21 protein-coding genes are annotated in these 22,630 nt (G+C 61.5%); 7 read left to right on the top strand and 14 right to left on the bottom strand.

Translation table 11 applies throughout. The annotated features are described in order from the left end of the window. Positions 1–2: 2 nt before the first annotated feature. The 7 genes from MchiMG62_RS11210 to MchiMG62_RS11180 all read right to left on the bottom strand — a co-directional run bounded on the left by MchiMG62_RS11210 (position 3) and on the right by MchiMG62_RS11180 (position 9,487). On the bottom strand, positions 3–788 hold the full coding sequence (locus MchiMG62_RS11210; protein ID WP_221057026.1) for an MBL fold metallo-hydrolase: 786 nt from the start codon (positions 786–788) through the stop codon (positions 3–5). 335 nt (positions 789–1,123) lie between these two features. Continuing rightward, the gene (locus tag MchiMG62_RS11205; RefSeq protein WP_221057025.1) at positions 1,124–4,558 is read right to left on the bottom strand and encodes an Eco57I restriction-modification methylase domain-containing protein; all 3,435 of its coding nucleotides are present in this window, start codon (positions 4,556–4,558) and stop codon (positions 1,124–1,126) included. 453 nt (positions 4,559–5,011) lie between these two features. Further along, a complete protein-coding gene (locus MchiMG62_RS11200) occupies positions 5,012–6,085 on the bottom strand; it encodes an ABC transporter ATP-binding protein (RefSeq protein WP_221057024.1) in 1,074 nt (357 codons plus the stop codon). A 4-nt stretch (positions 6,086–6,089) separates the two neighbouring features. Continuing rightward, the gene (locus MchiMG62_RS11195; RefSeq protein WP_221057023.1) at positions 6,090–6,791 is read right to left on the bottom strand and encodes an ABC transporter permease; all 702 of its coding nucleotides are present in this window, start codon (positions 6,789–6,791) and stop codon (positions 6,090–6,092) included. Positions 6,792–6,846: 55 nt separating this feature from the next. Then, entirely contained in the window at positions 6,847–7,770 is a 924-nt protein-coding gene (locus tag MchiMG62_RS11190) for an ABC transporter substrate-binding protein (RefSeq protein ID WP_221057022.1), read from the bottom strand. A gap of 123 nt (positions 7,771–7,893) precedes the next feature. Next, positions 7,894–8,592 carry an ABC transporter substrate-binding protein gene (locus tag MchiMG62_RS11185; RefSeq protein WP_221057021.1) on the bottom strand — a complete coding sequence of 233 codons (699 nt, stop codon included), beginning with the start codon at positions 8,590–8,592 and terminating at the stop codon, positions 7,894–7,896. Between the two features lie 88 nt (positions 8,593–8,680). Continuing rightward, positions 8,681–9,487 carry an amino acid kinase family protein gene (locus MchiMG62_RS11180; protein ID WP_221057020.1) on the bottom strand — a complete coding sequence of 269 codons (807 nt, stop codon included), beginning with the start codon at positions 9,485–9,487 and terminating at the stop codon, positions 8,681–8,683. Between the two features lie 93 nt (positions 9,488–9,580). On the opposite strand from MchiMG62_RS11180, the gene MchiMG62_RS11175 reads away from it, so the two are divergent. Genes MchiMG62_RS11175 through MchiMG62_RS11160 form a run of 4 tightly spaced genes read left to right on the top strand, consistent with a single transcriptional unit; the run spans position 9,581 to position 12,086 of the window. Continuing rightward, positions 9,581–9,814 (top strand): hypothetical protein, encoded by a 234-nt coding sequence (locus MchiMG62_RS11175; protein ID WP_221057019.1) that lies wholly within the window; start codon positions 9,581–9,583, stop codon positions 9,812–9,814. A 49-nt stretch (positions 9,815–9,863) separates the two neighbouring features. Next, the gene (locus MchiMG62_RS11170; RefSeq protein ID WP_221057018.1) at positions 9,864–10,217 is read left to right on the top strand and encodes a hypothetical protein; all 354 of its coding nucleotides are present in this window, start codon (positions 9,864–9,866) and stop codon (positions 10,215–10,217) included. A gap of 27 nt (positions 10,218–10,244) precedes the next feature. Next, positions 10,245–11,129: a mechanosensitive ion channel family protein gene (locus MchiMG62_RS11165; protein ID WP_221057017.1), complete on the top strand. Its 885-nt coding sequence runs from the start codon at positions 10,245–10,247 to the stop codon at positions 11,127–11,129. Between the two features lie 39 nt (positions 11,130–11,168). Continuing rightward, entirely contained in the window at positions 11,169–12,086 is a 918-nt protein-coding gene (locus tag MchiMG62_RS11160; protein ID WP_221057016.1) for a mechanosensitive ion channel family protein, read from the top strand. 54 nt (positions 12,087–12,140) lie between these two features. Here the strand turns inward: MchiMG62_RS11160 and tsaA are convergent, their stop codons facing one another. Then, positions 12,141–12,647 carry a tRNA (N6-threonylcarbamoyladenosine(37)-N6)-methyltransferase TrmO gene (gene tsaA / locus MchiMG62_RS11155; protein WP_221057015.1) on the bottom strand — a complete coding sequence of 169 codons (507 nt, stop codon included), beginning with the start codon at positions 12,645–12,647 and terminating at the stop codon, positions 12,141–12,143. 351 nt (positions 12,648–12,998) lie between these two features. On the opposite strand from tsaA, the gene MchiMG62_RS11150 reads away from it, so the two are divergent. Together MchiMG62_RS11150 and MchiMG62_RS11145 are read left to right on the top strand one after the other, a co-directional pair. Further along, entirely contained in the window at positions 12,999–14,132 is a 1,134-nt protein-coding gene (locus tag MchiMG62_RS11150) for a putative sulfate/molybdate transporter (protein WP_221057014.1), read from the top strand. A 42-nt stretch (positions 14,133–14,174) separates the two neighbouring features. Further along, positions 14,175–14,426, top strand: a complete 252-nt coding sequence (locus MchiMG62_RS11145) for an SWEET family sugar transporter (protein ID WP_221057013.1) — start codon at positions 14,175–14,177, stop codon at positions 14,424–14,426. 34 nt (positions 14,427–14,460) lie between these two features. Here the strand turns inward: MchiMG62_RS11145 and wtpA are convergent, their stop codons facing one another. From wtpA to MchiMG62_RS11125, 4 genes are all read right to left on the bottom strand, one after another. Further along, complete coding sequence (gene wtpA / locus MchiMG62_RS11140; RefSeq protein WP_221057012.1) at positions 14,461–15,528, bottom strand: tungstate ABC transporter substrate-binding protein WtpA; 1,068 nt, start codon at positions 15,526–15,528, stop codon at positions 14,461–14,463. Positions 15,529–15,649: 121 nt separating this feature from the next. Further along, positions 15,650–16,735: an ABC transporter ATP-binding protein gene (locus MchiMG62_RS11135; RefSeq protein ID WP_221057011.1), complete on the bottom strand. Its 1,086-nt coding sequence runs from the start codon at positions 16,733–16,735 to the stop codon at positions 15,650–15,652. Between the two features lie 4 nt (positions 16,736–16,739). Next, on the bottom strand, positions 16,740–17,435 hold the full coding sequence (locus MchiMG62_RS11130) for an ABC transporter permease (protein WP_221057010.1): 696 nt from the start codon (positions 17,433–17,435) through the stop codon (positions 16,740–16,742). A gap of 73 nt (positions 17,436–17,508) precedes the next feature. Beyond that, on the bottom strand, positions 17,509–18,438 hold the full coding sequence (locus tag MchiMG62_RS11125; protein ID WP_244987702.1) for an ABC transporter substrate-binding protein: 930 nt from the start codon (positions 18,436–18,438) through the stop codon (positions 17,509–17,511). A 188-nt stretch (positions 18,439–18,626) separates the two neighbouring features. On the opposite strand from MchiMG62_RS11125, the gene hisD reads away from it, so the two are divergent. Further along, entirely contained in the window at positions 18,627–19,877 is a 1,251-nt protein-coding gene (gene hisD, locus MchiMG62_RS11120) for a histidinol dehydrogenase (RefSeq protein ID WP_221057009.1), read from the top strand. Positions 19,878–19,939: 62 nt separating this feature from the next. Here hisD and MchiMG62_RS11115 read toward each other — a convergent pair whose 3' ends face one another. Both MchiMG62_RS11115 and MchiMG62_RS11110 read right to left on the bottom strand, forming a co-directional pair. Next, positions 19,940–20,857 (bottom strand): HEAT repeat domain-containing protein, encoded by a 918-nt coding sequence (locus tag MchiMG62_RS11115; RefSeq protein ID WP_244987701.1) that lies wholly within the window; start codon positions 20,855–20,857, stop codon positions 19,940–19,942. Between the two features lie 812 nt (positions 20,858–21,669). Beyond that, on the bottom strand, positions 21,670–22,521 hold the full coding sequence (locus MchiMG62_RS11110; protein ID WP_221057008.1) for a HEAT repeat domain-containing protein: 852 nt from the start codon (positions 22,519–22,521) through the stop codon (positions 21,670–21,672). Positions 22,522–22,630 lie beyond the last annotated feature (109 nt).

The raw sequence follows: 22,630 nt of genomic DNA, 5'->3' as shown, positions 1-22,630 counted from the left end.
CCTCAGAGCCGGAAGCCGTAGGACTCCGGGTGCACCGCTCCCGGGTCCTGGGGCGCAACGGCGACCCCGATCTGGTCGGAGTAGAGCCCGAGCCCTTCGAGGGCGGAGAGGAGCACTTTTTCCGGCGTGTTGTTGATCTCGCTCATGTGGGCGAGCATCGCCATGTGGATGCGGTCGGCAAGCCTCTGCAGGCAGCGGGCGGCATCGGGGTTCGAGAGGTGCCCGCGTTTCGACCGTATCCGGCTCTTCAAGTAGGCGGGATACGGGCCGTTCTCAAGCATATCCGGGCAGTGGTTGCTCTCGAGGAGGACGGCGTCGCAGGATGCGAGGCTATCGAACATCGAGGTGGTTACGGTGCCGGTATCGGTGCAGCACCCGATGCGGAGGTCGCCCTCGGTGACCGAGAACCCGCAGGGCTCCCGGGCGTCGTGGGAGGCGGCGAACGGCTCGACCGAGAAGTCGCCGATGGAGAACGTCTCGCCGCACCGGCACCGCCGGATCTCTGCGGACGTTCCCCCGCACTTCGCGGTGAACGCGTCGAGCGTTCCGCCGGTCGCGTAGACCGGCACCCCGAGCCTCCTTGCCAGGACGTCGACGCCCCTGATATGATCGATGTGCTCGTGCGTGACGAGTATCGCCTCGACGAGCGTTGCGTCCCCACCGGCGGCTTCGAGGCGCCGAAGGGTCTCGCGAGCGGAGAGCCCCGCGTCGATGAGCAGCGCACCCTGCTCCCCCCGGAGATAGGTGCAGTTTCCTTTGCTACCGCTGGCGAGGACTGTCAGTTCCATTGTAGAAATGGTGGGCTGTGCGTATATTTAAGATCGGGGATGACGGCGTGCAGAAGGAGCCTTGGGATCCGGGGCACCAATCCCTGGTGAGGGCGGATGAACACGACGGAGGAGTCCCGGCAGGGGGCGGTCGGCCGGTTCGCCCCGGTCTTGCCGGCGGCCGGGCATGCATCGACCGGGAGGGGGTGAGGTCTCTCGTCAGCACCTGCCCCGTCCGGTCGCCCGATACGGCGGCGCTTCCGCCCCGGAGGGCCGGCCGAAGGAGGAAGGCGGGTTCCAGGACCTGGGCGTCGCGGTGGAGGGGAACCTGCGGCATACGTCGCTATCGAACTGCTTCAATACCCGCCGGTGGCAATATCGAGTTTGTTTCTATCGAAAATGCTGTTCGCCTTTTCAATACGGTGTTTGACCATTTCGCACACAGCCCAATACACTTCATTAATTTCCATCTCGTTCAGGCCTAGTTCTTTGAATATAATTTCATCAATACTTCTCTGGGTCTCATCGGGATCCGGGATCTGTTCACGAAGAGGCCCTGTAACAGTTAATCCGGATTCTGAAAAAATTGACATTAATCGTTCTGATTGAACTCTTCTCTCCAGGTTATTCCTATCTTCGGGGAGGTTGATTAATACCGGGATATTACTGAAATCTTCAACTGAAATAAATAATGCGCCTTCGCCCAGGCCAATCTGCCCAAATATATTTAAAAACAATGCAAAAATCGTTGAATTTAGCATTAACCCCAGATTCTCCTTATTCTCAGCCTTCAATGGAGATATCCCATACATCACCTTATCGATGATATTTCGGTGCTTATTGTAAAATATTGAGAAATTTGTGTTAAATGTTGATCGAGTGATATACTCGGGTATTAGTGCCCCTATCGAGTACCATCTCACCCTCGTTCTACAACTCGGTCGTCTGTCATAGCCTCGCGATTCACCCCATTCGATGTATTTTAAAGCGTTTGATCCCGTTAACTCGCTTTTTCCTCTGTCGCACAGAAATATTTTAGTTTTTAGTTCTGACGGATCGATTATAAGGGAATTGAATTCTCGAGGGCTCTTGATGATGGGCTTTATAAATTCCTCTTCAATATTCCATCGGCTCAGTTCTTGTTCTGTAAGGTAAAAGAATTCGTTTGCACCGGTTGTAAAGCCTCTTTGAATCTGAGCGGTTTCGCGTAACTTAACGAATTTACCTTTTCCTTTCTTTAAAATTGTATAAAATATATCAGGAGCTCGTAGGTACTTTCCCCATTTATTGCCGATGTACCTACCCCTCCCGAATCGGCCTTTATCACGGCCGTATTCCTCCGGATATTCCCATCCGTCCTCCAGGAGATCCTCTTGCGTGATCGAAAATATGCGGCATTCATCCGTCTGGACGATATTTTCGATTAAATCGGTCAAATTACCTCCTTTCACGCTCGCTTGAGTCCTGTCGACGGCAATCATCGTCTCCGCCGAAACGACTTCTTCAAAAGGCTTCTTGAACATCACGAACTTTGCTGTGTTTGAAATTCTCGTCCAGGGTGCATCTGCTCCTGTTCGTATTTTCTCTTCAAACGACTCCTCATGAAGTGCCGGAGCACCAAACACCGCAATGATGGTATTCACATCCGCATGCTCGAAACTCCGTTTCGGGTTATCATAGATCGCATGAATTGGAACATATTTAAGAAGGAACTCCTGGAGGTCTTTCCCATATCCTACATCGAGCCAGGAATTCGATGTAATGAAACAGAAAACCCCTTTTTCGTTGAGTAGCGAAAGACCGTGGAAATAGAAGTAAATGTATAAATCACTCTTTCGGTCGATGTTTTGAATGACAGGGAACTGTGTCCGCACCGAACGAATTAATTTCTCTTTATACTCACGCCGATCTTCAAGAGTAACCTCCGCTTTGATGCGGTTCGGCGGTGAGATCATCTCCTGCCGTACGTAAGGGGGATTGCCGATTACAATATCGAATCCGTTCTTCTCGCCGAATATCTCAGCGAAATCCATATCCCAGATAAATGGCTTCTTCTCCGGGTCATCAAGGACGGATTTCATCGATTTAAGGTCTTGGGGAACGCTTTTATCGAGCCCTCCCGATCTGATACTAAACGAGCTCCCTCGCATCTCCTGCACCATCGAGTCGCCAACACGGAGTTTGAGGTTCAGATCTGGGAGAAACGGATCTTTTCTTATATCTTCAATCGATTCATCGGTGTCAACGATCAGGTGAAGCCACAGTCTGAGTCCTGCAGCCCGCACAGCCCACGGCATCACATCGATACCGTACAGGGAACGCTGAATGATACCATATTTGATATCGAAAACAGACTTCCTGGCCGATGCCGTGCGGGCATGCACAATCTGATGCAACTCGGTAAGAACACTGAGCATTCCGACGAGGAATGCCCCCGACCCGCAAGCAGGGTCCACGATAGAGAGATCATTCAGAATGCGCTCTATCCTAAACCAGATCTCAGGATCTCCATTGATGTGACCGGTCTTTTCATCATCCTCAGGAGAGTCGAATACAAAATGGTACAGTGATTCTCCTGGCAGATCGGGCAGTTGATTCATTAACGATCCGACCAGTGCCCGGCGGCACATGAAATCAACTTCAATACAAGATGTATAGAAAATCCCCAGGTCGTTGCGATCATAAATTTCTTCGGCAACATTGGCGAAAGATTCGTACACATACCCAATCATCCGGGGATCGACTGCAACTTCCTCATCGAGAGGATCGGCCTCTCGGATGGTAAAATGATATTTCTCAAAGAAGGTAAGAACTTCTTTAAACATCTCATCAGAGACTGTAGCGCCCATTCTGTCAGTATCTTTCTCGGTAAACAGACCCCCATCGAGATACGGAACTGTAAGGAGGAGACGGCTTACGTCACAGGAAAACCCCGTAATCTCACTGCCCTTGTTATTAAAGGCCTTAAAGAACACCTGTGAGAGCCGATCCCGATAAAATGTATCTGTTCCGAACCTGTTTTCTGACGTATACGATGCCCAGAGCCACCTGACGAAGCATGGTTGCTTAAGCCACCCCTTTTTCGCGATGAAATAAATGAACATTACCCGGTTCAACAATTGGAGGGCAAACTCATGTGATTCCTGTGCGGAAAAGCCCTGATCGGATACACGTTCACGCACGCGGAAAAAGAGGCGCTTATAATCCTCAAAGAACTGCCTGGTTACGGACTCAACAGTGAATGCTTCCCCCCATCGACGCCATACTGCACGCCAGGTTGCATTTTTCTGGTACGAGAGACGAGCCAGCGTCCGGATCTCTGTATAATGAAGATTTTCTTTTTTAAGAATCAGTTTGGTGATCTTGAGTTTTCGCTTTCCTTTCTCATCCTTCACGGTCTTAGGGTAGACAAACAGAATCTCCGAATAATCTATCGTAAAAATTACCATGAACCGAAGATACTGGTGATCGAGCGTATTGGTGGTAGACCGGATGAAGGATGGAGCGAGCGAGGTCGTTTCGAGCAGAAAGACGGGAATATCCTCACCGAAACTCATCGGAGAATATATATTGGAGATCCTTTCCTCATCTTCCTTACGGAGATCAAAAGACTCTTTCTTCCTTCGGAGAGGTCTCTCATGAATATGCTCTGCAGGATACTCTAACAACGAAAATAAAGCGGCAATATCGTCTGCTTTCGTTATTGATGGTATAAACTCCCTTAGTATCGTTTGAATTCTTACTTCTTCGGCATTATTGGTCACAATCTCAACCTCTTTTCGTTCGTACACCAATAACGACACCGATATCCCATAATTAAAAAAATTCCGCCGGGAGATACTATTCAATGGGGCTTATATCCCACCTGAATCTGCTATCAACTATTTGAAATAGGTTGTTATCTTCGATTATTAGAACTCTGTCAGGATCTTCTCAATCCCCTGAGACCGATAATTTAGAATCTGTCAGTGCAGTGTCCCCCTTACGTGACACGATGAAGCGCCTCCCTGAACCGCGAGAATCGGGAGGTTGCAAAGACGGGACATATTCGGGGAATTCCGAAGAGGAGTCGAAATATCAAGCGCCGGGTGAAGTCCGGCGATACCATACCCGGGCATGTCCGTCAGGAGAAAGAGGACGACACCATCCTCCCCCTGCGATAAGCGATCAAGGGCGCTTCGCGGGCTCCCCGGAGCACCTGCGGAGAGACTCGACGTTCGGGGCCGAAGGGCTGGTGGCGCCCCTCACTCGCGCCGGACGACGTGAACCGACTCCGGCGCAAACGAGACCACAACCCGGCTCCCCCCCCGGATGCCGAGGTTGTCCACCGCCTTCCAGGAGAGGATGGACGAGAGCGCGAACCCGCAGTCGACCGTCACCCTGCTGAACGGGCCGCGGGGAACGACGGACGTCACGGTGCCGGGAAGGGCGTTCCTCCCCGGGGCGGCGGCGGCCCCATCCGCCACGGCGATCCGGATATCCTCCGATCGGATGCAGAGGGAGACTGCCTCCCCCGCCCCGAACGGCGACCATGCCCGGATCCGGACACCGCCGGCATCGACGACGGCGGCAGCGTTCTCCCCGACGACGACGCCCTCGACGATGTTCTCGATCCCGACGAACCGGGCGACCTCCCGGCTTGCCGGGAGGGTGAAGACCTCCCGCGGCGTCCCCACCTGCGCGAACATCCCGTTCATCAGCACTCCTATCCGGTGAGCGAGCCGCTGGCCCTGGTACATGTCGTGGGTCGAGAAGACGATCGTCGTCCCGAGGTCGCGGTTGATCCGCACCGCCAGATCCTCGATCGTCGCCACCGAGACCGGGTCGAGGTTCGCGGTCGGTTCGTCGAGGAGGAGGATCTCCGGTTCGATCACCATCGCCCGGGCAAGCGCCACCCGCTGCATTTCCCCGCCCGAGAGCGTCCTTGCCCGGCGCTCCCCGTAACCCGCAAGACCGACCATATCGAGAGCCTCCTCGATACGGGTATGGATCTTGCTCTTGCTCGCGCCCCGGAACCGGAGGCCGACGGCGACGTTCTCCGCGACCGTCGCGTTGAAGACGGCGGGTTTCTGGAAGACCATCCCCATCATCCTGCGGATGGAGAGGTTTCTTTGCTCCGCATGGATATCGGTGCCGTTCACCCGGATCGCCCCTCCCGTCGGGGTATCGAGGAGATCGATGAGGCGTAGCAGGGTCGACTTCCCCGACCCGGAGGGGCCGATGACGGCGAAGATCTCGCCCCGGTTCACCTTTCCGGTGACGCCGTCGAGCACCCGGGTGTCGCCGAAGTACTTTGAGACGTTCTTGAGTTCGATCATGGTATCACCGGTGCTGCACCGTGGTTATGGCGAGATTCACGCCGAGGGCGATCGCGAGCAGGACGAGCCCGAGCGCGATGGACTGGGAGATGTTGCCCATCGAGGTCTCGAGCGATATTGCGGTCGTCAGGACCCGGGTCGAACTCGCAAACGACGACGCCGCGATGTTGCCGCCGACGAGGATCGCCGCCCCGACCTCCGATATCGCCCGCCCGAACCCGACCGCGACGGTCGCAAGGATAGCGAACCGGGCTTCTTTCAAGATGTTCACCAGGAACTGGAGTCGGGTTGCCCCGAGCGAGCGGAGGGTGTCCCTGATCACCGGGTCGACCCCCGAGAGCGCGGAGATCGTGAGGCCGGTCATGATCGGGAGGATGAGCACCGTCTGCGCGATGATCATCGCGGTCGGGGTGAAGAGCAGCCGCATGAACCCGAACGGGCCGACGCGGGAGATAAGCAGGAATATGAGCAGCCCGACGATGACCGTCGGGAGGGAGTAGAGCGTCTGGATCAGGTTGATGAGGCTCTTTCTGCCCGGGAACGTCCCGAAGTTGATCGCGGCCCCGAGCGGAACGGCGATCAGCGAGGCGATGATCGTTGCGGTGAGCGATATAACGATGCTCCGCGCGGCGATGGCCATCACATCGGGGTCGAGCGTGACGATGAGCCTGATTGCCTCCAGGAACCCCTCGACGATCTCGTACATGCTCTCCACCTCTCCGCACGCAGCTGAAGACAAAAAAGGGTGAATTCGGGCCGGATCAGGCGATCGGGTCCTTCACTTCAGCCTCGGTCACGCCGATCTTCTCCCAGTCGTCCTGGGCGGCGTAGAAGAGCGGCTGGCCGTACTGGTCGACACCGAAGGATGCAATCTCCTTCTGGATATCATCGGAGATCAGGAAGTTGACCCAGTCCTTCGCGACGGTGGTGTTGGTGTCGGGGTACTTCTCGGGGTTGATCTCCATCGCGCAGTAGACGTTGAGCAGGATGTCGCCCTCGTCAACGAGCGCTACGAGATCGAGGTCGCCCTTGTAGGCGAGGTAGGTGCCGATGTCGGAGAGGGTGTAGGCCTGCTTCTCATTTGTCAGCGCAAGGGTCGCGCCCATGCCCGTTCCGGCCTCCTGGTACCAGTCGCCGGAGCCCTGCACATCCGTCGAGTAGTTGAACCCGGCGCCCTTCCAGATAGCCTTCTCCTTGGAGTGCGTGCCCGACGCGTCGCCGCGCGAGACGAAGACGACATCCTCGTCGGCCATTCCCTTCTCGCGGATGGCGGTGAACGCCGCTTCGGGCTGCATGCCCTTGATCGCTGCCGGGTCGGACTCGGGCCCGACGAGGACGAAGTAGTTGTAGGCGAAGACGCGCCGGTTGATGCCGTAGCCGTCGGCGATGAAGGCGTCTTCACGCGCACGGTCGTGCACCATCAGGACGTCCACATCGCCCCGCTGGCCGTACTCGATCGCCTTGCCGGTCCCGGCGGAGACGATCAGCACCTCGGCGTTGTACTTCTCCTCGAAGATCGGTGTGAGGTGGTCGAGGAGTTTGGTGTCGTAGAGGCTGGTCGTCGTGGCGATACGGAGTTGCTGTTTCTCTACGGGTGTCGGGTCGGTTGTCGTCCCGATACAGCCGCAGATCAGCATGAGGGCGACCATGACGGCCGCAACAGCAAAAATAATTCGTCTGTGCATGATGATCAGATTGATATATCGTGATACGTGCATTTAAGTAGATGTGTTTTGTGTTAATGTGAACTTGATATACTTAATGGATTTTACATCCTCCATGGTTAAGGTGATATTGTTGATTCGTCTTCATCCCACCACGATATCGCAATACGCTTCGCCGTCCGCCTCGACGTAGAGGATCGCCTTCCCCCCGATGCAGGCGGGTTTCGGGAATTTCCGCAGAGTAACGACACCTTCCTCGACCACCGCGCCGCCGGTGGTCATCACCCGGTCGACGCCGGAGGCTAGGATCGCGGCGACCGTCTGGGTGCCGCGGAGGTCGCGTGTCGTCCCCTTCTGGACGAACCGGCCGTCATTCCCCGATGCCGCAAGCCCGACCCCGGCGAGCGCGCCGATGACGCCGTCTTCGGTGCCGCCGAGCCCTTCGAGGAGGATCCCGGCCTTGCGGGCGAGCCTTCGCGCCTCATCCTGCGTCACGATGCTCGTCTTCGCGGCGAACCCGAAGCGGGAGAGGTCGCCGTTGATCTCGGGGTCGGCGGCGGCGCAGACCCCCGGGTCGCTCCCCTCGACGAAGTCGGCGAGCATCATCTCCCTTGCCGTCGCGAAGACGGCGGCCGCGGTCCCGCGCTCCTCCTCCCGGATGTGGATGACCGCCGAACTGTTGTGGGAGGTGTAGGGCACGGCGGGATGGACGAAGAGCTGGTGACGGGTCACCCCCGTCACCGTATACGACCGGGCGAGTTCTGCTGCAATCGTGCGGGCGAGCCGTCCGGTCCCCCGGGACTCGCGGGTGTCGGTGTCGTCAATGCCGAGATAGATGGTCATGGAATCGCTCGTGTGCTGTAAAGATCTGCGCGCAACGCTAAAGAAGACTTCTCCAGAGTTAATGGAAAATGGTTGACCCGGGAGGCCGTCACGCCCGGATGACGGTGCCGACCCGCTCCCCGTTGACGGCCTTCGCAATATTGCCGGGGACGTGGGCGTTCACCACCTTGATCTCTCTGATGTGGACGGCGTCACGGAGGAGTTCGACCGCCATCGGTTCGAGGACCATATCCTCGAGTTGCATCTCCAGGAGTTCGTCGGCCGTGATCTCCGCGATGAACTCGGCGTCGGGGTTCACGAACGGGTTCTCCGCATAGAGCCCATCCACATTCTTCCCGAGGATGCAGTTCTTTCCGCCGACGACCTCCGCCATCAGGAAGGCGCCGGTATCCGTCCGGTGCGGCGGTATGCTCCCGAGTTTCGGCGGGTGCTCGTAGAGCCCGTAGGGCGGGGTGCCCTGGACGACCGGGAGCATACCGAGGGATATGAGCGAGGGGAGGTCCAGGAGGTCGCCGGTCTGGATCCGGGTGCCGTTGTACTTCGAGAGGAGGAGCGAGATCATGGTCGCGTTCTGCTCGCTGATCTTACCCGCGAGCTCCGCGAGCACCCCCGTAGGCATCCCGAGGTCGATCCCGACGTCGAGGATGTGCCGGACCCGGGCGCCGCCGCCGGTGGCGACCAGGATCTTGTGGTCGCGGGAGAGTTCGCCGATCTCCTCCATCAACGGGTGAACGATCTCCCGCCCGTAATCGATGACGCCGTGGCCGCCGATCTTGACCACGTTTAAGTCCGGCATGATCCGGATCTGCCGGACCTCCCCGGTCTCGCGGAGCAGGCTCCGTCGGACCAGGCTCTCGCCCTTGAGTCTCGATCCCATCTCAAACCGCTCTGCCATGGTTAATCTCCTCATAGCATATGCGAGCGTAAGTATTAAGTATCTTCGTGGTATATCTGCTGGTATACCAGTTGGTTATGAGGTGAAGAAGTAATGAAGATCTACGCACGAGAACGCCAGAAAGTCGGTACCGGCGTGAAGCAGCCCCGGTTCCGCGTTGTTGCCGTCGTCGAAGAGCAGGGCGAAAAAAAGCACCTGAAGGTGGAGGGGACCCACTTCAGGAAGGTCGAACTCGAACAGATTGCACAGGACATCGGCGCCGAGATCGTCTACCTCGAGGGGATGCCCGAGGAAGAGCGCGGCGAAATGAAGGCGGAAGCAGCATAACCGAACCGACCTCTTTTTTTCCGCCGGGCGCGACTACTGGTACGATCGGATGTCCACACACGACGATATCTTTGAGGCGGCTGCGAGGATCCTTCTCCTGGATGACCGGTGCGTAACCCTCAGTTTCTCCCCGGAGGGCGTCTCGTTCCGTTTCCCGACGACCCGGAAACTTGCCGAGCACCTCGGGATCCCGCACTACTACGTCCTCCCCCGGTTCGGGGAGATGGAGCGGGACGGGCTGATCCGCCGGGCCGAGCGGGTCGGGATCTCCACCACGGCCGCGGGGACACAGCGGCTCCTCTCGATCATGGCGGAGCGCTACCCGGAGCGCGCAGAAGAGATCCTCGGCGCTGCGGTCTTCCCGGCGCTCCAGGCGCGGTCCGGCGGGTATGGGAGGGATTAACTCTCCCGCCCGCCCACCTCACTCTATATGCAGACGAGCGATCCGGCCCTCATCGGCGGGGTGCCCCTTGATGCATTCTTTGCGTTCCTCCTCGCCCTTGTCGTCTTTCTCTTCCTCGGTAACCTCATTTACATGCTTCTCCGGCAGGCACTCGACGGGCGCACCTCCCCGGGAACGGCCAAGTGGGCGGCGGCCATCCTGCAGTACGCCGTCATCATCGGCGGGGTCTACGCGAGCGCGCGCTACCTCCTCGACTTCGATCTCACGGCTGTTGCCGCATCGCTCGGGATCCTCGGCATCATCGTGGCCGTCTCGTCGACCCAGATCACCCAGAACGTCCTTGCCGGCATCCTGATCACGATCAACCGCCCGGTCCAGCTCGAAGAGTGGATCGTCGTCGGGGAGATGCCGTCGACGGGGCTGTGCAAGGTGCATGATATCTCGTTCACGACGACGATCCTCCAGGGGCTCGACGGCGGGCTGGTCCTGATGCCGAACTCGAGCATCATCGCCTCGAAGGTCATCAACTACTCCCGGGGCGGGCTGATGGAGATCCACGTCTCGCTCTCCGTCCCCGTCGCTGCAGACCTCGCGCAGGTGCGCGGGATCGCCCTCGCGGCAGCCCACGACGACCCCCGGATCATCCGCAACCCCGACCAGCACGGACGTTCCGCCGTCCAGGACCTCTTCGACCTCCCCTACAACAGGCGCCTCCGCTCCGAGCGCCCGGACCTTGCGTACCTGGAGCCTGCCGTCCACATCGTCTCGGTCAACGACGGCTGGATCAAGCTGACCGTCCGGGCCTGGATCAAGAAGCTCCCGCAGAAGGACGAGGTCACGTCACGCTACCTCAGAGAGGTTCTCGGCCGCCTGCAGGCCGAGGGGATCCCGGTCAAGGCCGAGGCGTCGTGACGGAAGGGATTAATCCTCCCGTCTCTCACCCCTTTCTACATGCAGGAGATTGTCCCGGTCTTCATCGGGGGGGTTGCCCTTGATGCATTCCTCGCGTTCATCTTCACCTTCGTCGTCTTCCTCTTCCTCGGCAACCTCGCCTACCTCCTCCTCCGGCGGGCGCTCGACGGCCGGGTCTCCCGCGGGACGGCCAAATGGGCGGCGGCCATCCTGCAGTACGGGATCATCGTCGGGGGGATCTACGCGAGCGCCCGGCACTTCCTCGCCTTCGACCCGACGGCCTTCGCGGCATCGCTCGGTATCCTCGGTATCGTGTTAGCCTTCTCGTCGCGCCAGATCATCCAGAACGCCATCGCCGGCATCCTGATCACCATCAACCGTCCGGTCCAGCTCGAGGAGTGGGTGATCGTCAGCGGAAGGCCGGAGACCGGGCCCGGCAAGGTGCAGGACATCTCGTTCACGACGACGACCCTCAAAGGGCTCGACGGCGGTCTGATCCTCACCCCGAACTCGAGTATCATCACCTCAAAGGTGATCAACTACTCCCGCGCCGGGCTCCAGGAGATCGCGATCCCGCTCACCGTCCCGGTCACCGCGGATCTTGGGCGGGTGCAGGAGATCGCCCTCGCGGCAGCCCGCGACCATCCCCGGATCCTGCCCCACGTCGAGCCGGCCGAACGCTCAGCGGTCCAGAGCCTCTTCGACCTCCCCTACATCGGGCGCCTCTCCTCCGATCTCCCCCATACCGGCCTTGCGATCTTCGAGCCGAAGGTACAGGTCACGTCGATCAGGGAGGAGTGGGTCCGGCTGACGGTGCGGGTCTGGATCCGGGAGATCCCCGAGAGGGACCGGATCGTCTCCGGGTATCTCGATGCCGTCATCGGGCGGCTGAAGGCCGAAGACCTCCTTGAAGCAAAGAAACCGGAGATGGGGTCCGCGCCGGAGAACCCGGCGTGACGGCCTTCGCCGCTTTAGCGTGGGTAAACGCGGGCCGCCGAAGGCCGCGAGTCCTCACGCAGACTCTTCATACTCCCGGAGATCCTTTGGCGAGAAACTCCGGACCTTCACCTCCGCGATGCGCCGCGCGTCGACCCAGCCGCTCCTGACCTCGTCACGGTGGTCGAACTGGCGGACGTATGGCTTGATGTCGAGGAGCGGCGTGCCGTCCAGTACGTCGATCCCGCGAACCCGGACGGTGCTGCCCTCGACGGCGATGACCTCGACGAGGGAGATCCCGATCGGGTTCGGGCGGTTGCAGTGGCGTATGGCAAAGATCCCGCGCTCCCTGCTGCCGTCGGCGAACGGACGCTGGCGCAGGGAAAACCCGTTTACCCGGTGGAAATGGTAGAGAAGGTAAATGTGGGAGAACCCATCGAGCCCCTCCAGCCCGTCGGCGTACCCGGGAGCGACCTCGATCGTCCCCTCTGCTTCAGAGAAGATGCTCTGGATGGGCGTGGTGTCCCCGTCGGTGAACGGCGATCGGATGGTCCCGATGATCCGGTAGGTGGCGGTCTCCATGGTTTCATGCTCGTTTTGTCCCGTCAGGGTCTCATCCCCGTCGGGGTAATGGAGACGAGCGGTTCGGGTTCCGCAGTTCCGGCAGCTTCCGGCGTGTCGGGGGCGGTTCCGGTGCACGTGTGCGAAGAAGCGATAGTTGCCGTAAAAGGCGGTGGAAGAACGGAAGGGTGGTGCGCTTTCATAGGGATTATTACTCGATAGAGCAAAATAAGCGTTTACATTCACCACAATGATAACTCCTGCAGCTTACCCTGATGCAGCTGCTGAAAAAGTATATCGACAACATTTATGGCGGGGAAGCATCCTTCCAAAAACCCCAAAAAGGAGAGGAGACATAGAAGGAGAGTGCGTATGGCGGAGAACAGCGAAACGGAGGAACGGGGTGTCCGGATCACCCTCGAGGAGATCGCCGGAGCGGTCGGCGACTTCGGCACCATATTCCCCATCCTGCTCGGCGTCGCGATCGTCTGCCCGGACGTGAACGTCAGCCACTTCTTCCTCTTCGTCGCCGCCTGGTTCATCATCACCGGGCTCTACTACCGCCTTCCCATCCCCATCGAGCCGATGAAGGCGATCGGCGCCGTCGTCATCGCGGAAGGCCTCTGTGCCGGCGAGATCGTGGCCTCGGGAATCGTCGTCGGGGTGCTCTTCCTCGCGATCGGCCTCGTCGGCGGGATGGCCTGGCTTGAAGGCCGGATCCCGAGAAGCGTCATCCGCGGCGTCCAGGCAGGCCTCGCGCTCCTCCTCCTCCGGACGTCGCTCGGCTACATCGTCGTCGACACGCTCGTCGCAGTGCTCGCGATCGCGGTCATCGTTGCCTTCTTCATCGCGTCGCAACGCACCCGGATCCCGGACATCTCCGCCCTCCTCGTCCTCATCATCGGGCTTGCCGTCGGGATCTCCGCGCAGGGGATGCCGCCGTTCCGCCTGATGCCCCTCCCCGCCCTCGTCCTCCCGATGCCGTCGGACTTCATCGCCGGCACCTGGGCCCTCGTCCTCCCGCAGATACCGCTCACGATAGCGAACGCCATCCTCGCGACGTCCCTCCTCACCTACGACCTCTTCCCGAAGAAGGGCGTCGACCCCGACCGGCTCTCGCGGACGATCGGGGCGATGAACCTCGTCTCGACGCCGCTCGGCGGGTTTCCGATGTGCCACGGCGCCGGGGGGCTCGCCGCGATGTACCGGTTCGGCGCGAGGACCGGCGGGGCGAACATCGTCGCCGGGATCTTCATCCTCATCTTCGCCGTCGCCTTCGCCCCGCCGGAGGTCCTGACCCTCATCCCCCTGGGGATCTTCGGCGCGCTCCTGGTCTTCGTGGCGCTCGAACTCGGGAAGCATAGCATCAAGACGGAGTCCTACCTGGTCACGGCGGTCATCGCCGTCCTCACCCTCGCGGTCGGCCTCACGGTCGCCTTCATCGTCGGGATGGTCCTGGCCTACGCCGTCGAGCGGCGGAAGAGTGCGGGAACACCCGGTCCCTGACCCGACCAGGGTTTATCTCATCCGGCGTAAGACCGTGGGGAGATGGACACCGTCACCGTACTCGGCCTTCTCGCCGGATCGCTCACGACGCTCTCGTTCGCGCCGCAGGCCGTCCGGGCGTGGCGCACGCGGTCGACCGCCGACCTCTCGCTTTCGATGCTCATCGTCCTCCTCGCGGGCGTCCTGCTCTGGCTCGCCTACGGGGTGGTGAGGGGGGATCCCGCCATCGTGGCGGCGAACGCAGCCACCGCAGTCCTGGTCGGGCTCACCCTCCTGGTCAAGCAGAGCGGATGAAGACCTTCACCGTTATCCTGCAAAAAAAGGGGTTTTATTCCTGCATCTCGACAAGCGATTGGAGGGCGTCGGGGACGCTGCCGTAGCCGCCCGCAGGCACGATCGGGGGCTGGCCGTCGGCGGTGAGGATCTCCTGGCCGGTGGCGTTGATCAGCATCTCGACGAATGCAACGCCAAGGTCGGGGTGCTCCGCGATCTTCGGGACGGTCACGCCGTAGACGATCGGCGAGCCTGCATAAAGCGTCGTGCCGTCGCCCTTCTTCGCCTCGGTCCGGACGGTCGCGTAGTTATCCGCAAATGCGACGGCCGAGAGGTCGATCTCCTCGGGGAGTTCGAGGAACGAGAGGTCGTTCTGGACGGCAACGCTCCGGTACTCCCAGGCGTAGTCAAGGTCGCCCGATTTGACCATCTTGACGAGTTCGTCGGCTTTCGGGCGGATCGTCAGGGTGACGTTGTCGGGCTCCGGGTCGGCGGCGTGGATCGTGTAGGTGCCGTTCTCTTCGGTGACGGTGATGTTGCTGTGCTCGCTGACAAGGGTCTCGAAGATCCGGTCGTTCTTGTAGTAGGTCTCGGCGAGCTGGAGCACCATCGGGGTGCGGTAGCCGCAGGGATCGGAGTTCGGGTCGGAGAATCCCCACCGGACGCCGTCGCGGTCGAGGATCTCATACCAGTTCTCGGCGGTGATCTCGTCGGCGTATTTGCTCTCGTTCGTGTAGGTGAGCACCATCCGGTTCTTCGCGAACGTGAGATACCAGTCGGCGTGATCGGGCAGCATCATCTCCGGGATGAGGGCGTAGTCGGCCGAAGCGAGGACATCGGCGGGCTTGCCGTTTTCGGTCACCTTCTTGATGCAGTCGACACTGCCGGCGGGCTCGAGGAGCACGGTGACGCCGGGATGTTCGGCTTCGAACGCAGCTTTCACCTTCTCAAACGGTCCGGTCAGGCTCCCGGCGTGGAAGACCTTCACCTGGACGTCTTCGGCGACGGTTGCCGTCGGCGTGGGGGTCGTCGTCTGGTCGTCGGTTGTCCCCGTGCAGCCGCAGAACAGGACTGCGGCAGCGACGATGAGGCCGATAAGAGCCAAAAAATGGGTTTTTTTCATGAAATAACTTTTGAGAGTGGCCTGTTTTTAAAACTATCCCTTTTTACAAAAGGTAACCGGAATATGTTTACTCTTCGTCACCGGGCAGGCTGCCTCACCCGGAGAGTGCCCTGATTTCGGTTCAGCGCTCTTCCCGCGGGATGAGGTGGACCGCCTTCGCCTGGAGGGAGACCCAGACCTCCATCCCCTCACGAAGTCCGAGGGCATCCGCCCGTCTCGCCGTCACGAGTGCGACGAGATCGCACCCGCAACGGACCGTCACGTTTACGAACGGCGCCGCAGGTTCGATGCGGGTGACCATGGCCGGGAAGAGGTTCTCCGCCTCCTCGTGCATGGGTTCCCTCCGGTGCAGGGAGACGTCTTCGCCCCGGATGACCATCTCGACTTCGTCGGCGGGCGGCGGGGTCGCCGAGAGGATCTGCCTCCCGCCCACCTCCACCGTGGTGAGCCCCTCGCTCCGGGAGACGACCCGGCCGGGGATGATGTTCTGGACGCCCACGAACCGGGCGATCCTCCGATCCTTCGGTGCGCGGAATACGTCGCTGGAGGGCCCCGTCTGGGCGATCGTCCCCTCGATCATCACCCCGACCCGGTGGGCGAGCCGCTGCCCCTGCGCGAGGTCGTGGGTGCTTATGAGGACGGTCATCCCGGCCTCGCGGTTGAGCCGCACCACGATCTCCTCGATGGTCGCAGTCGATGTCGGATCCAGATTTGCGGTCGGCTCGTCCAGGAAAAGGACCTCCGGGTCGGTCACGAGCACCCTCGATAACGCCACCCGCTGCTGCTCGCCGCCGGAGAGGTCGGTCGCCCGGCTCCTCGTGTAGCGGGAGAGTCCGACGGCTTCGAGGGCCTCCCTCACCCTCCGGTCGATCTCGTCGCCGGAAGCCCGCCGGTACCGGAGCCCCATCGCGACGTTGTCGTAGACCGATGCGTTGAAGACGATCGGCCGCTGAAAGAGCATTCCCATCCGGCGGCGGAGATCGAGCCACCGGCCGCGCTCCTCGACCACATCGATACCGAAAATGGAGAGTTCTCCCTCGGTTGCGGGCTCGATCAGGTCGAGGACGCGGAGAAGCGTGCTCTTCCCGGAGCCGCTCGGGCCGATGAGTGCCAGGATCTCTCCTTCCTCAACCGCGATGTCGACGTCGTGCAGGGCCAGGAGGCTGCCGTAGGACTTCCGTATGCCCTGTGCCTCTATGATCGCCATACCGTCACCGCCTCTGCACCAGGGATAGCGCGAGATTCACCCCGAGCGCCACCGCAAGGAGGATGATCCCGAGTGCGATCGACATGGAGTAGTTTGCCATCGACGTGTTGAGCGCGATCGCCGTGGTGAGGACGCGGGTGGCGCCCCGGATGTTCCCGCCGACGATCATCACCGTCCCAACCTCGGAGATCGCCCGCCCGAACCCCAGGAGGACGCCGGCCATGACCGCGAACCGTGCCTCCGATATGATCGTCATGACCGTCTGGAGCCTGCTCGCGCCGAGGGCGGTGATCGTGTAGCGCTTGTCCCGGTCGATCCCGGAGAGCGCCGAGACCGTCAGCCCCATCAGGAGCGGTATGATGAGAACCGTCTGGGTGGCGATCATGCCGCCGGGAGTATAAAGGAGGCGGAGGAACCCAAAGGGGCCGATGTTCGAGAGCATCAGGAACATGACCAGGCCGACGATGACCGTCGGGAGCGCATACAGCGTCTGCAGCGTGGAGACGACCGCATGCTTCCCCCGGAACTCGTAGAAGTAGATCAGCGCCCCGAGCGGCAGGGCGATCAGCGCGGCAAAGAAGGTGGCGGTGAGGGAGACGTAGAGCGACCGGATGGTGATCTCGACCACCTGGGGGTCGAGGGCGATGATGAGCTCGATGGCCTCGATGAACCCCTCGACGATCGGGTTCCCGTTCACCACATCCCCTCACTCCCCTCACTCCCCCTTCCCATCACGTTATTCACATCTCATTATCTTCTCCCGGCGCGCGGCTTCACGCGGGCGTGGGCACCGGCTCCGCGCAGGTGCAGTTGAACGGCGGCTCCGTGCACTCCGGTGCGTAGAGCGGCACAAAGAGCGGCTGACCGAATTCCTCAACGCCGAAGTTCCCGATGAACTCCTTCGTGTCATTAGAGGTGATCCAGTTGGTGAAGTTGTTAGCCTCATTGATGTTGACGCCCGGCACTTTCTCGGGGTTGACTGCAATTGCGCTGTAGCGGTTCAGGAGCTGGTCGCCCTCGGTGACAAGCGGTATGAGGTTCAACTGCTTCTCGAAGGCAAGGAATGTCCCGATGTCGGAGAGCGTGTAGGCGTTCTTCTGGTTGGCGACGGTCAGGGTCTCTCCCATGCCGCTCCCGGTCTCGAGGTACCAGTTCCCGGAGTCCTGGATCTCCTGGGTGTAATTGTAGCCGGCTGCCGTCCAGATCTCCTTCTCCCGGGTGTGGGTACCGGATTCGTCACCACGGGAGACGAACGCCACGCCCGGCGTGTTGTTCGTGCCGGCGGTGTAGACCGCCTGGAAGGCCTCCACCGGGGTCATGTTCGCGATCCCCGCCGGGTCGGACTCGGGCCCGACGATAAGGAAGTTGTTGTAGGCGAAGCACCGCTCATTGATGCCGTAGCCTTCGTCGATGAACTGCTGCTCAAGCGACGGCGAATGGACGAGCACCATGTCAACATCGCCGCGTCGCGCGGTATCGAGTGACTGGCCTGTGCCCTGGGCGGTGATCTGCACGTCAACACCGGACGTGTTCTCATACATCGTCTCGAGTTGATCAAGAAGGCCTGTATCGTACAGGCTCGTCGTCGTTGCTATCCGGAGCACGCCCGGATCTGCTGCCTCCTGTGCTGTAACGGAGACGGCGCATGCTGCGAGCAGCACTACCATGATGCCCGCCAGGGACATCCATGATCTCGATCTCATACGGGGGCGGAATCGGTCAGGGATTATATTTAATTATTTTTATAGTAATTACTAAATTCAAAATATCAACCTGTTTTACACACCTGCTATCCGGAGGGGAGGCATTCCCGTCGGGGAGTGTGATGAACGCTCGCCACCGCAGGAGGGTGGCGAAACCTTAACGCTCCTGCCCGCCGACCCTGTTCCTCATGTGGCAGGCGCTGGATATCGAGACCTGGATCGCGGGACGGCGGTCGGATCTTGACCGGGTGAAGGGACCGGTCTCCGATATTATCGGGAGGGTGCGGGAGCAGGGCGATGCCGCCCTGCTCGACCTGACGAAGAAGTTCGACGGGATCGATCTCGCGGAGATCGCCGTCAGCGAGGAGGAGCGGGAGGCGGCCTACGACGAGGTGGATGCGCAGCTGGTCGCGAGCCTCGTGGAGGCGGAGGAGCGGATCAGCCGGTTTCATGAACTGCAACGCGGTCGCGATCTCTGGCTGCAGGAAGTGGAGCCCGGGATCACCCTCGGCGTCAAGACGACTCCCTTATCCCGGGTCGGGGCTTACGTCCCCGGCGGGCGGGCGGCATACCCCTCGACGGCGCTGATGTGCACGATCCCGGCGAAGGTCGCGGGGGTCGCGGAGATCTGCTGCTGCACCCCGCCGCCGGTCAATCCGATCACCCTCGTCGCGCTCGACATCGCCGGGGTCGACGAGGTCTATCGGGTCGGGGGAGCCCAGGCAATCGCGGCGATGGCGCTCGGGACCGATACGGTCCCGCGGGTGGAGAAGATCGTCGGCCCGGGGAACGTCTACGTCACCGCGGCGAAGATGCTTCTCCGCGACGCAGCCGAGATCGACTTCCCGGCGGGCCCGAGCGAGATCGCGATCCTCGCCGATGGGACGGCGAACCCGACGTTCGTCGCGGCCGACGTTCTCGCCCAGGCCGAGCACGACCCGAACGCCGCCTGCGTCCTCGTAACCACCGACGCGACCCTCGCCGACCGTGTCGGTGCCGAGGTGAAGCGGATGGCGGCGAGTGCACAGCGCCGCGAGATCGTGGAGAAGGCGCTTGAGCACTCCGGCTACATCGTGGTCCGCGACCTCGACGAGGGGGTGGCGACGGTCGACGGCATCGCCCCTGAGCACCTCTCCGTCCAGGTGGCCGACCCGCTTGCCGTCCTCAACCGGATCCGGAGCGCCGGGTCGATCTTCGTCGGCCCCTACGCGGCGGTGGCCTGCGGCGACTACGCCTCGGGGACGAACCATGTCCTCCCGACGGCAGGCTATGCCAGCCTCTACTCCGGCCTCGACGTGAACCACTTCTGCCGGCGCTCGACGGTGCAGGTGATCACGCGGGAGGGGCTCGAGGCCATCGGCGACGTGGTGGAGATGATCGCCGACGCGGAGGGGCTCCACGCCCACGCGGAGTCGGTGCGGGTAAGGAGAAGGGGATAAAAGAACATTTTTTCGCTACGACCGGGGGAGTCCCAGCCGGGGATCTCCCGAAAAAAGATACGTTATCGGGAGGTCGGCGGCGAAGGCTCCGGCGCGCCCTTCCCACTGACCATCCGGATCGCCTCGATCGCGTCCTGCGCGACGCTCCTCTCCTCCGTATCCCCGTTCCGGGCGAGATCCTGGAGCGCGTCGATTGCCCGCGGGTTGCCGATGTACTTGAGCGCTCCCGCCGCATAGAGCCGGACGTTCCTGTCGGCGTCCTTCGTCGCCGCGATCAGCGGCTCGACCGCGGCATCGCCCATCCGAAAGAGGGCGCCTCCCGCCGCCCCCCGGACATCGACGTTCTCGTCCCGGAGCGCCCCGATGAGGGGCTCGACCGCAGCCGGGTTGCCGGTATCGCCGAGGACGCCGGCCGCGACGATCCGGACGTCCGTGTCGGCATCGGCGAGCATCGCCGTGAGCGGCTCCACCGCCCCGCTCCCGAACTTCGGGAGCGCCCCGGACGCCTGGCACCGGAGGTCGTCGCTTGCATCCTTGAGCGCCCGGACGAGGGGCTCGACCGCGGCAGGGTCGCTGATCTCGCCGAGGATGGCGGCCGCGTAGACCCGGCGGAGGTCCCTCCCGGTCGCGATCTCCCAGGTCCGGCCCCCGGGGCCGGTCACGGTCGTCGGGCCGGCGGCGGCCCCCGGCTTGTCGTACCTCCCCGCCGCCTCCGGGTTATCGAGGAGTTCGACCAGCGGCCCGACCGCCGGGCTCCCGAGCAGCGTGAGCGAGTCCGCCGCCGCCTCCCGCACCGCCGTCAGCGGGTCGCCAAGCGCCCGGATGAGCGGCCCGACCGCTTCGGCACCGCCGAAGTCCCCGAGCGCCAGGGCGGCCCGCTGGCGGGTCAGGCCGTCATCGCTCTCGATCGCCTCGACCAGGCCGTTTACGTCCTCCTCGGCCCGCAGGCGATCGATGTTGAACCGTCTCCCTTGCTCCAATCTTTTCGCCTCCGTGACCGGTGTATGGCGAACGGTCGATATAATAACTTTCGTAAGGCGGTCTCTGGGGGCGTCCGAAGACCCTGATCCGAGAGAGCGTCCACTCCGCCCTCCGGGCGAGACCCCGCAGGGCAATGACGGTCTTCAAACGAGAGGGCGGGGGTAAGGGCCATGCGACCGCCACGATCCCGATCGCACATGGCCTCCCGGGCTCAAGGCGACGCCCGTCACTGCCTCCGCCGATTTCTCGGTTCCGTGCGCCCGATGGTGCTGTAGTTTCGACATATCGGACATTTGACGGGCCCACTGGTAGATTCTCCTCTCCATCGGTGATGGCACCTGCCACAGTAATAGACGGCGTAGTTTCCGGTTGTTTCTGCTGTCATGGTATAACTCTCTTGAACCCGGCAAAGAGATCCCATGTCTCCTCCGGGCTCGCTGTTTTGCATAGGCAACCGCCGCCATCTGGGAAAAACTCGTAAGAGAACGATGGAACGGTCCCCCCGGAGGGTGGTAGAGGCTGCCCGTCCGGGCCGACCTCCTTGCGCGGCATATCGTCACGCCCGGAATCGGTCTACGCCCGGCGGCTGCTTTCTCGTACAGCCAGGAATGTGAAGACCCATGTCAAAGGTACTCCGAAAAGGGGGTATACCTCTCCCGGAGTTCGGGGTCATGGCTGCACCCGGGGTGCCTAAGGTGTCTAACATGTGAGGGCCACCCATATATACCCCCGGCTCTACCGCCCCTACGAGGGCCTTTTGGTCCGAAGATGCTCCCGACACGCCAAAAGAGAAGAGCGGTCCGCTCTGGAATCAACGCGATGCCGGCGGGACGGGCGTAGCCTCACCCCGCCTCTCCCGGAACCGCGCCATCCCGTCCTCGGCCGACCTCCGGACGCCGGGATCGGTGTCGGAGAGCGCCCGGCTGAGCGCCCCTTCCGCCCGCGGATCGGCGATCTCGCCGAGGATGACGGCGGCGTAGGCCCGGCGCAGCGCCGTGCCGGGAGTGACCTCCTCCGGCACGACGCCGGCCCACCTCGCTCCGGGGAAGAGCCGCTCGTGCTCCCTCGCATCCTCCGGGCCGCCAAGGAGATCGTGCTGGGCGAGTTCGCGGTGCCGGAGGCTCTTTCTCGTCCCCACATCCCCCGGCCCGCCGAGGAGATCGTGCTGGGTAATCTCCTGCTCCGTGTCGCGGGACGCTCCTGCTCCCGCCTTCCTGATATCCTCCGGCCCCCCGAGTACGTCGTGCTGGGTGATCCCGCTCCCGTGCCGGAGCCTCCTCTTTTCGGGGGGTATCCCCTCGGGCCCGCCGAGGAGGTCGACCTGGGTGATGCCCTGGTCGGCCGACTCCCGCGGCACCCCGTAGGCCGCCCCGGCCCCGGGACGTTCAAGGAGGTCGATCAGCGGTTCGACCGCCGGTGTTCCGACCATGACGAGCGCGTTCGCCGCTCCCTCCCGGACGTCCTGCACCGGATCGGTGAGCGCCCGGATGAGGGGATCCACTCCCCGCCATTCCCCGAGCGCGCCGAGGCCGAGGGCGGCGCTCCGGCGGGCGGTCGGATCGCCGCTCTGCAACGCCTCGATCAGGCTGTCGACGTCCTGTCTCGATGCCAGATGCTCGACATCATACTGCTTCTCCCCTGCTGGAATATCCCTTCTCTGCACCACAATCACCTCAGGATGGGGCGATATAGTTGGCCAAGAATATAATAATATTGTGTATAAAAATCGCCGTAGGCCGTATTGAGAATCCGGCCTCTCCCGGGATGGGGTG

The organism is Methanoculleus chikugoensis (genome assembly GCF_019669965.1).
In the GTDB taxonomy this organism is placed as follows: domain Archaea; phylum Halobacteriota; class Methanomicrobia; order Methanomicrobiales; family Methanoculleaceae; genus Methanoculleus; species Methanoculleus chikugoensis.
This window is presented reverse-complemented; position numbering and strand designations above follow the sequence as displayed.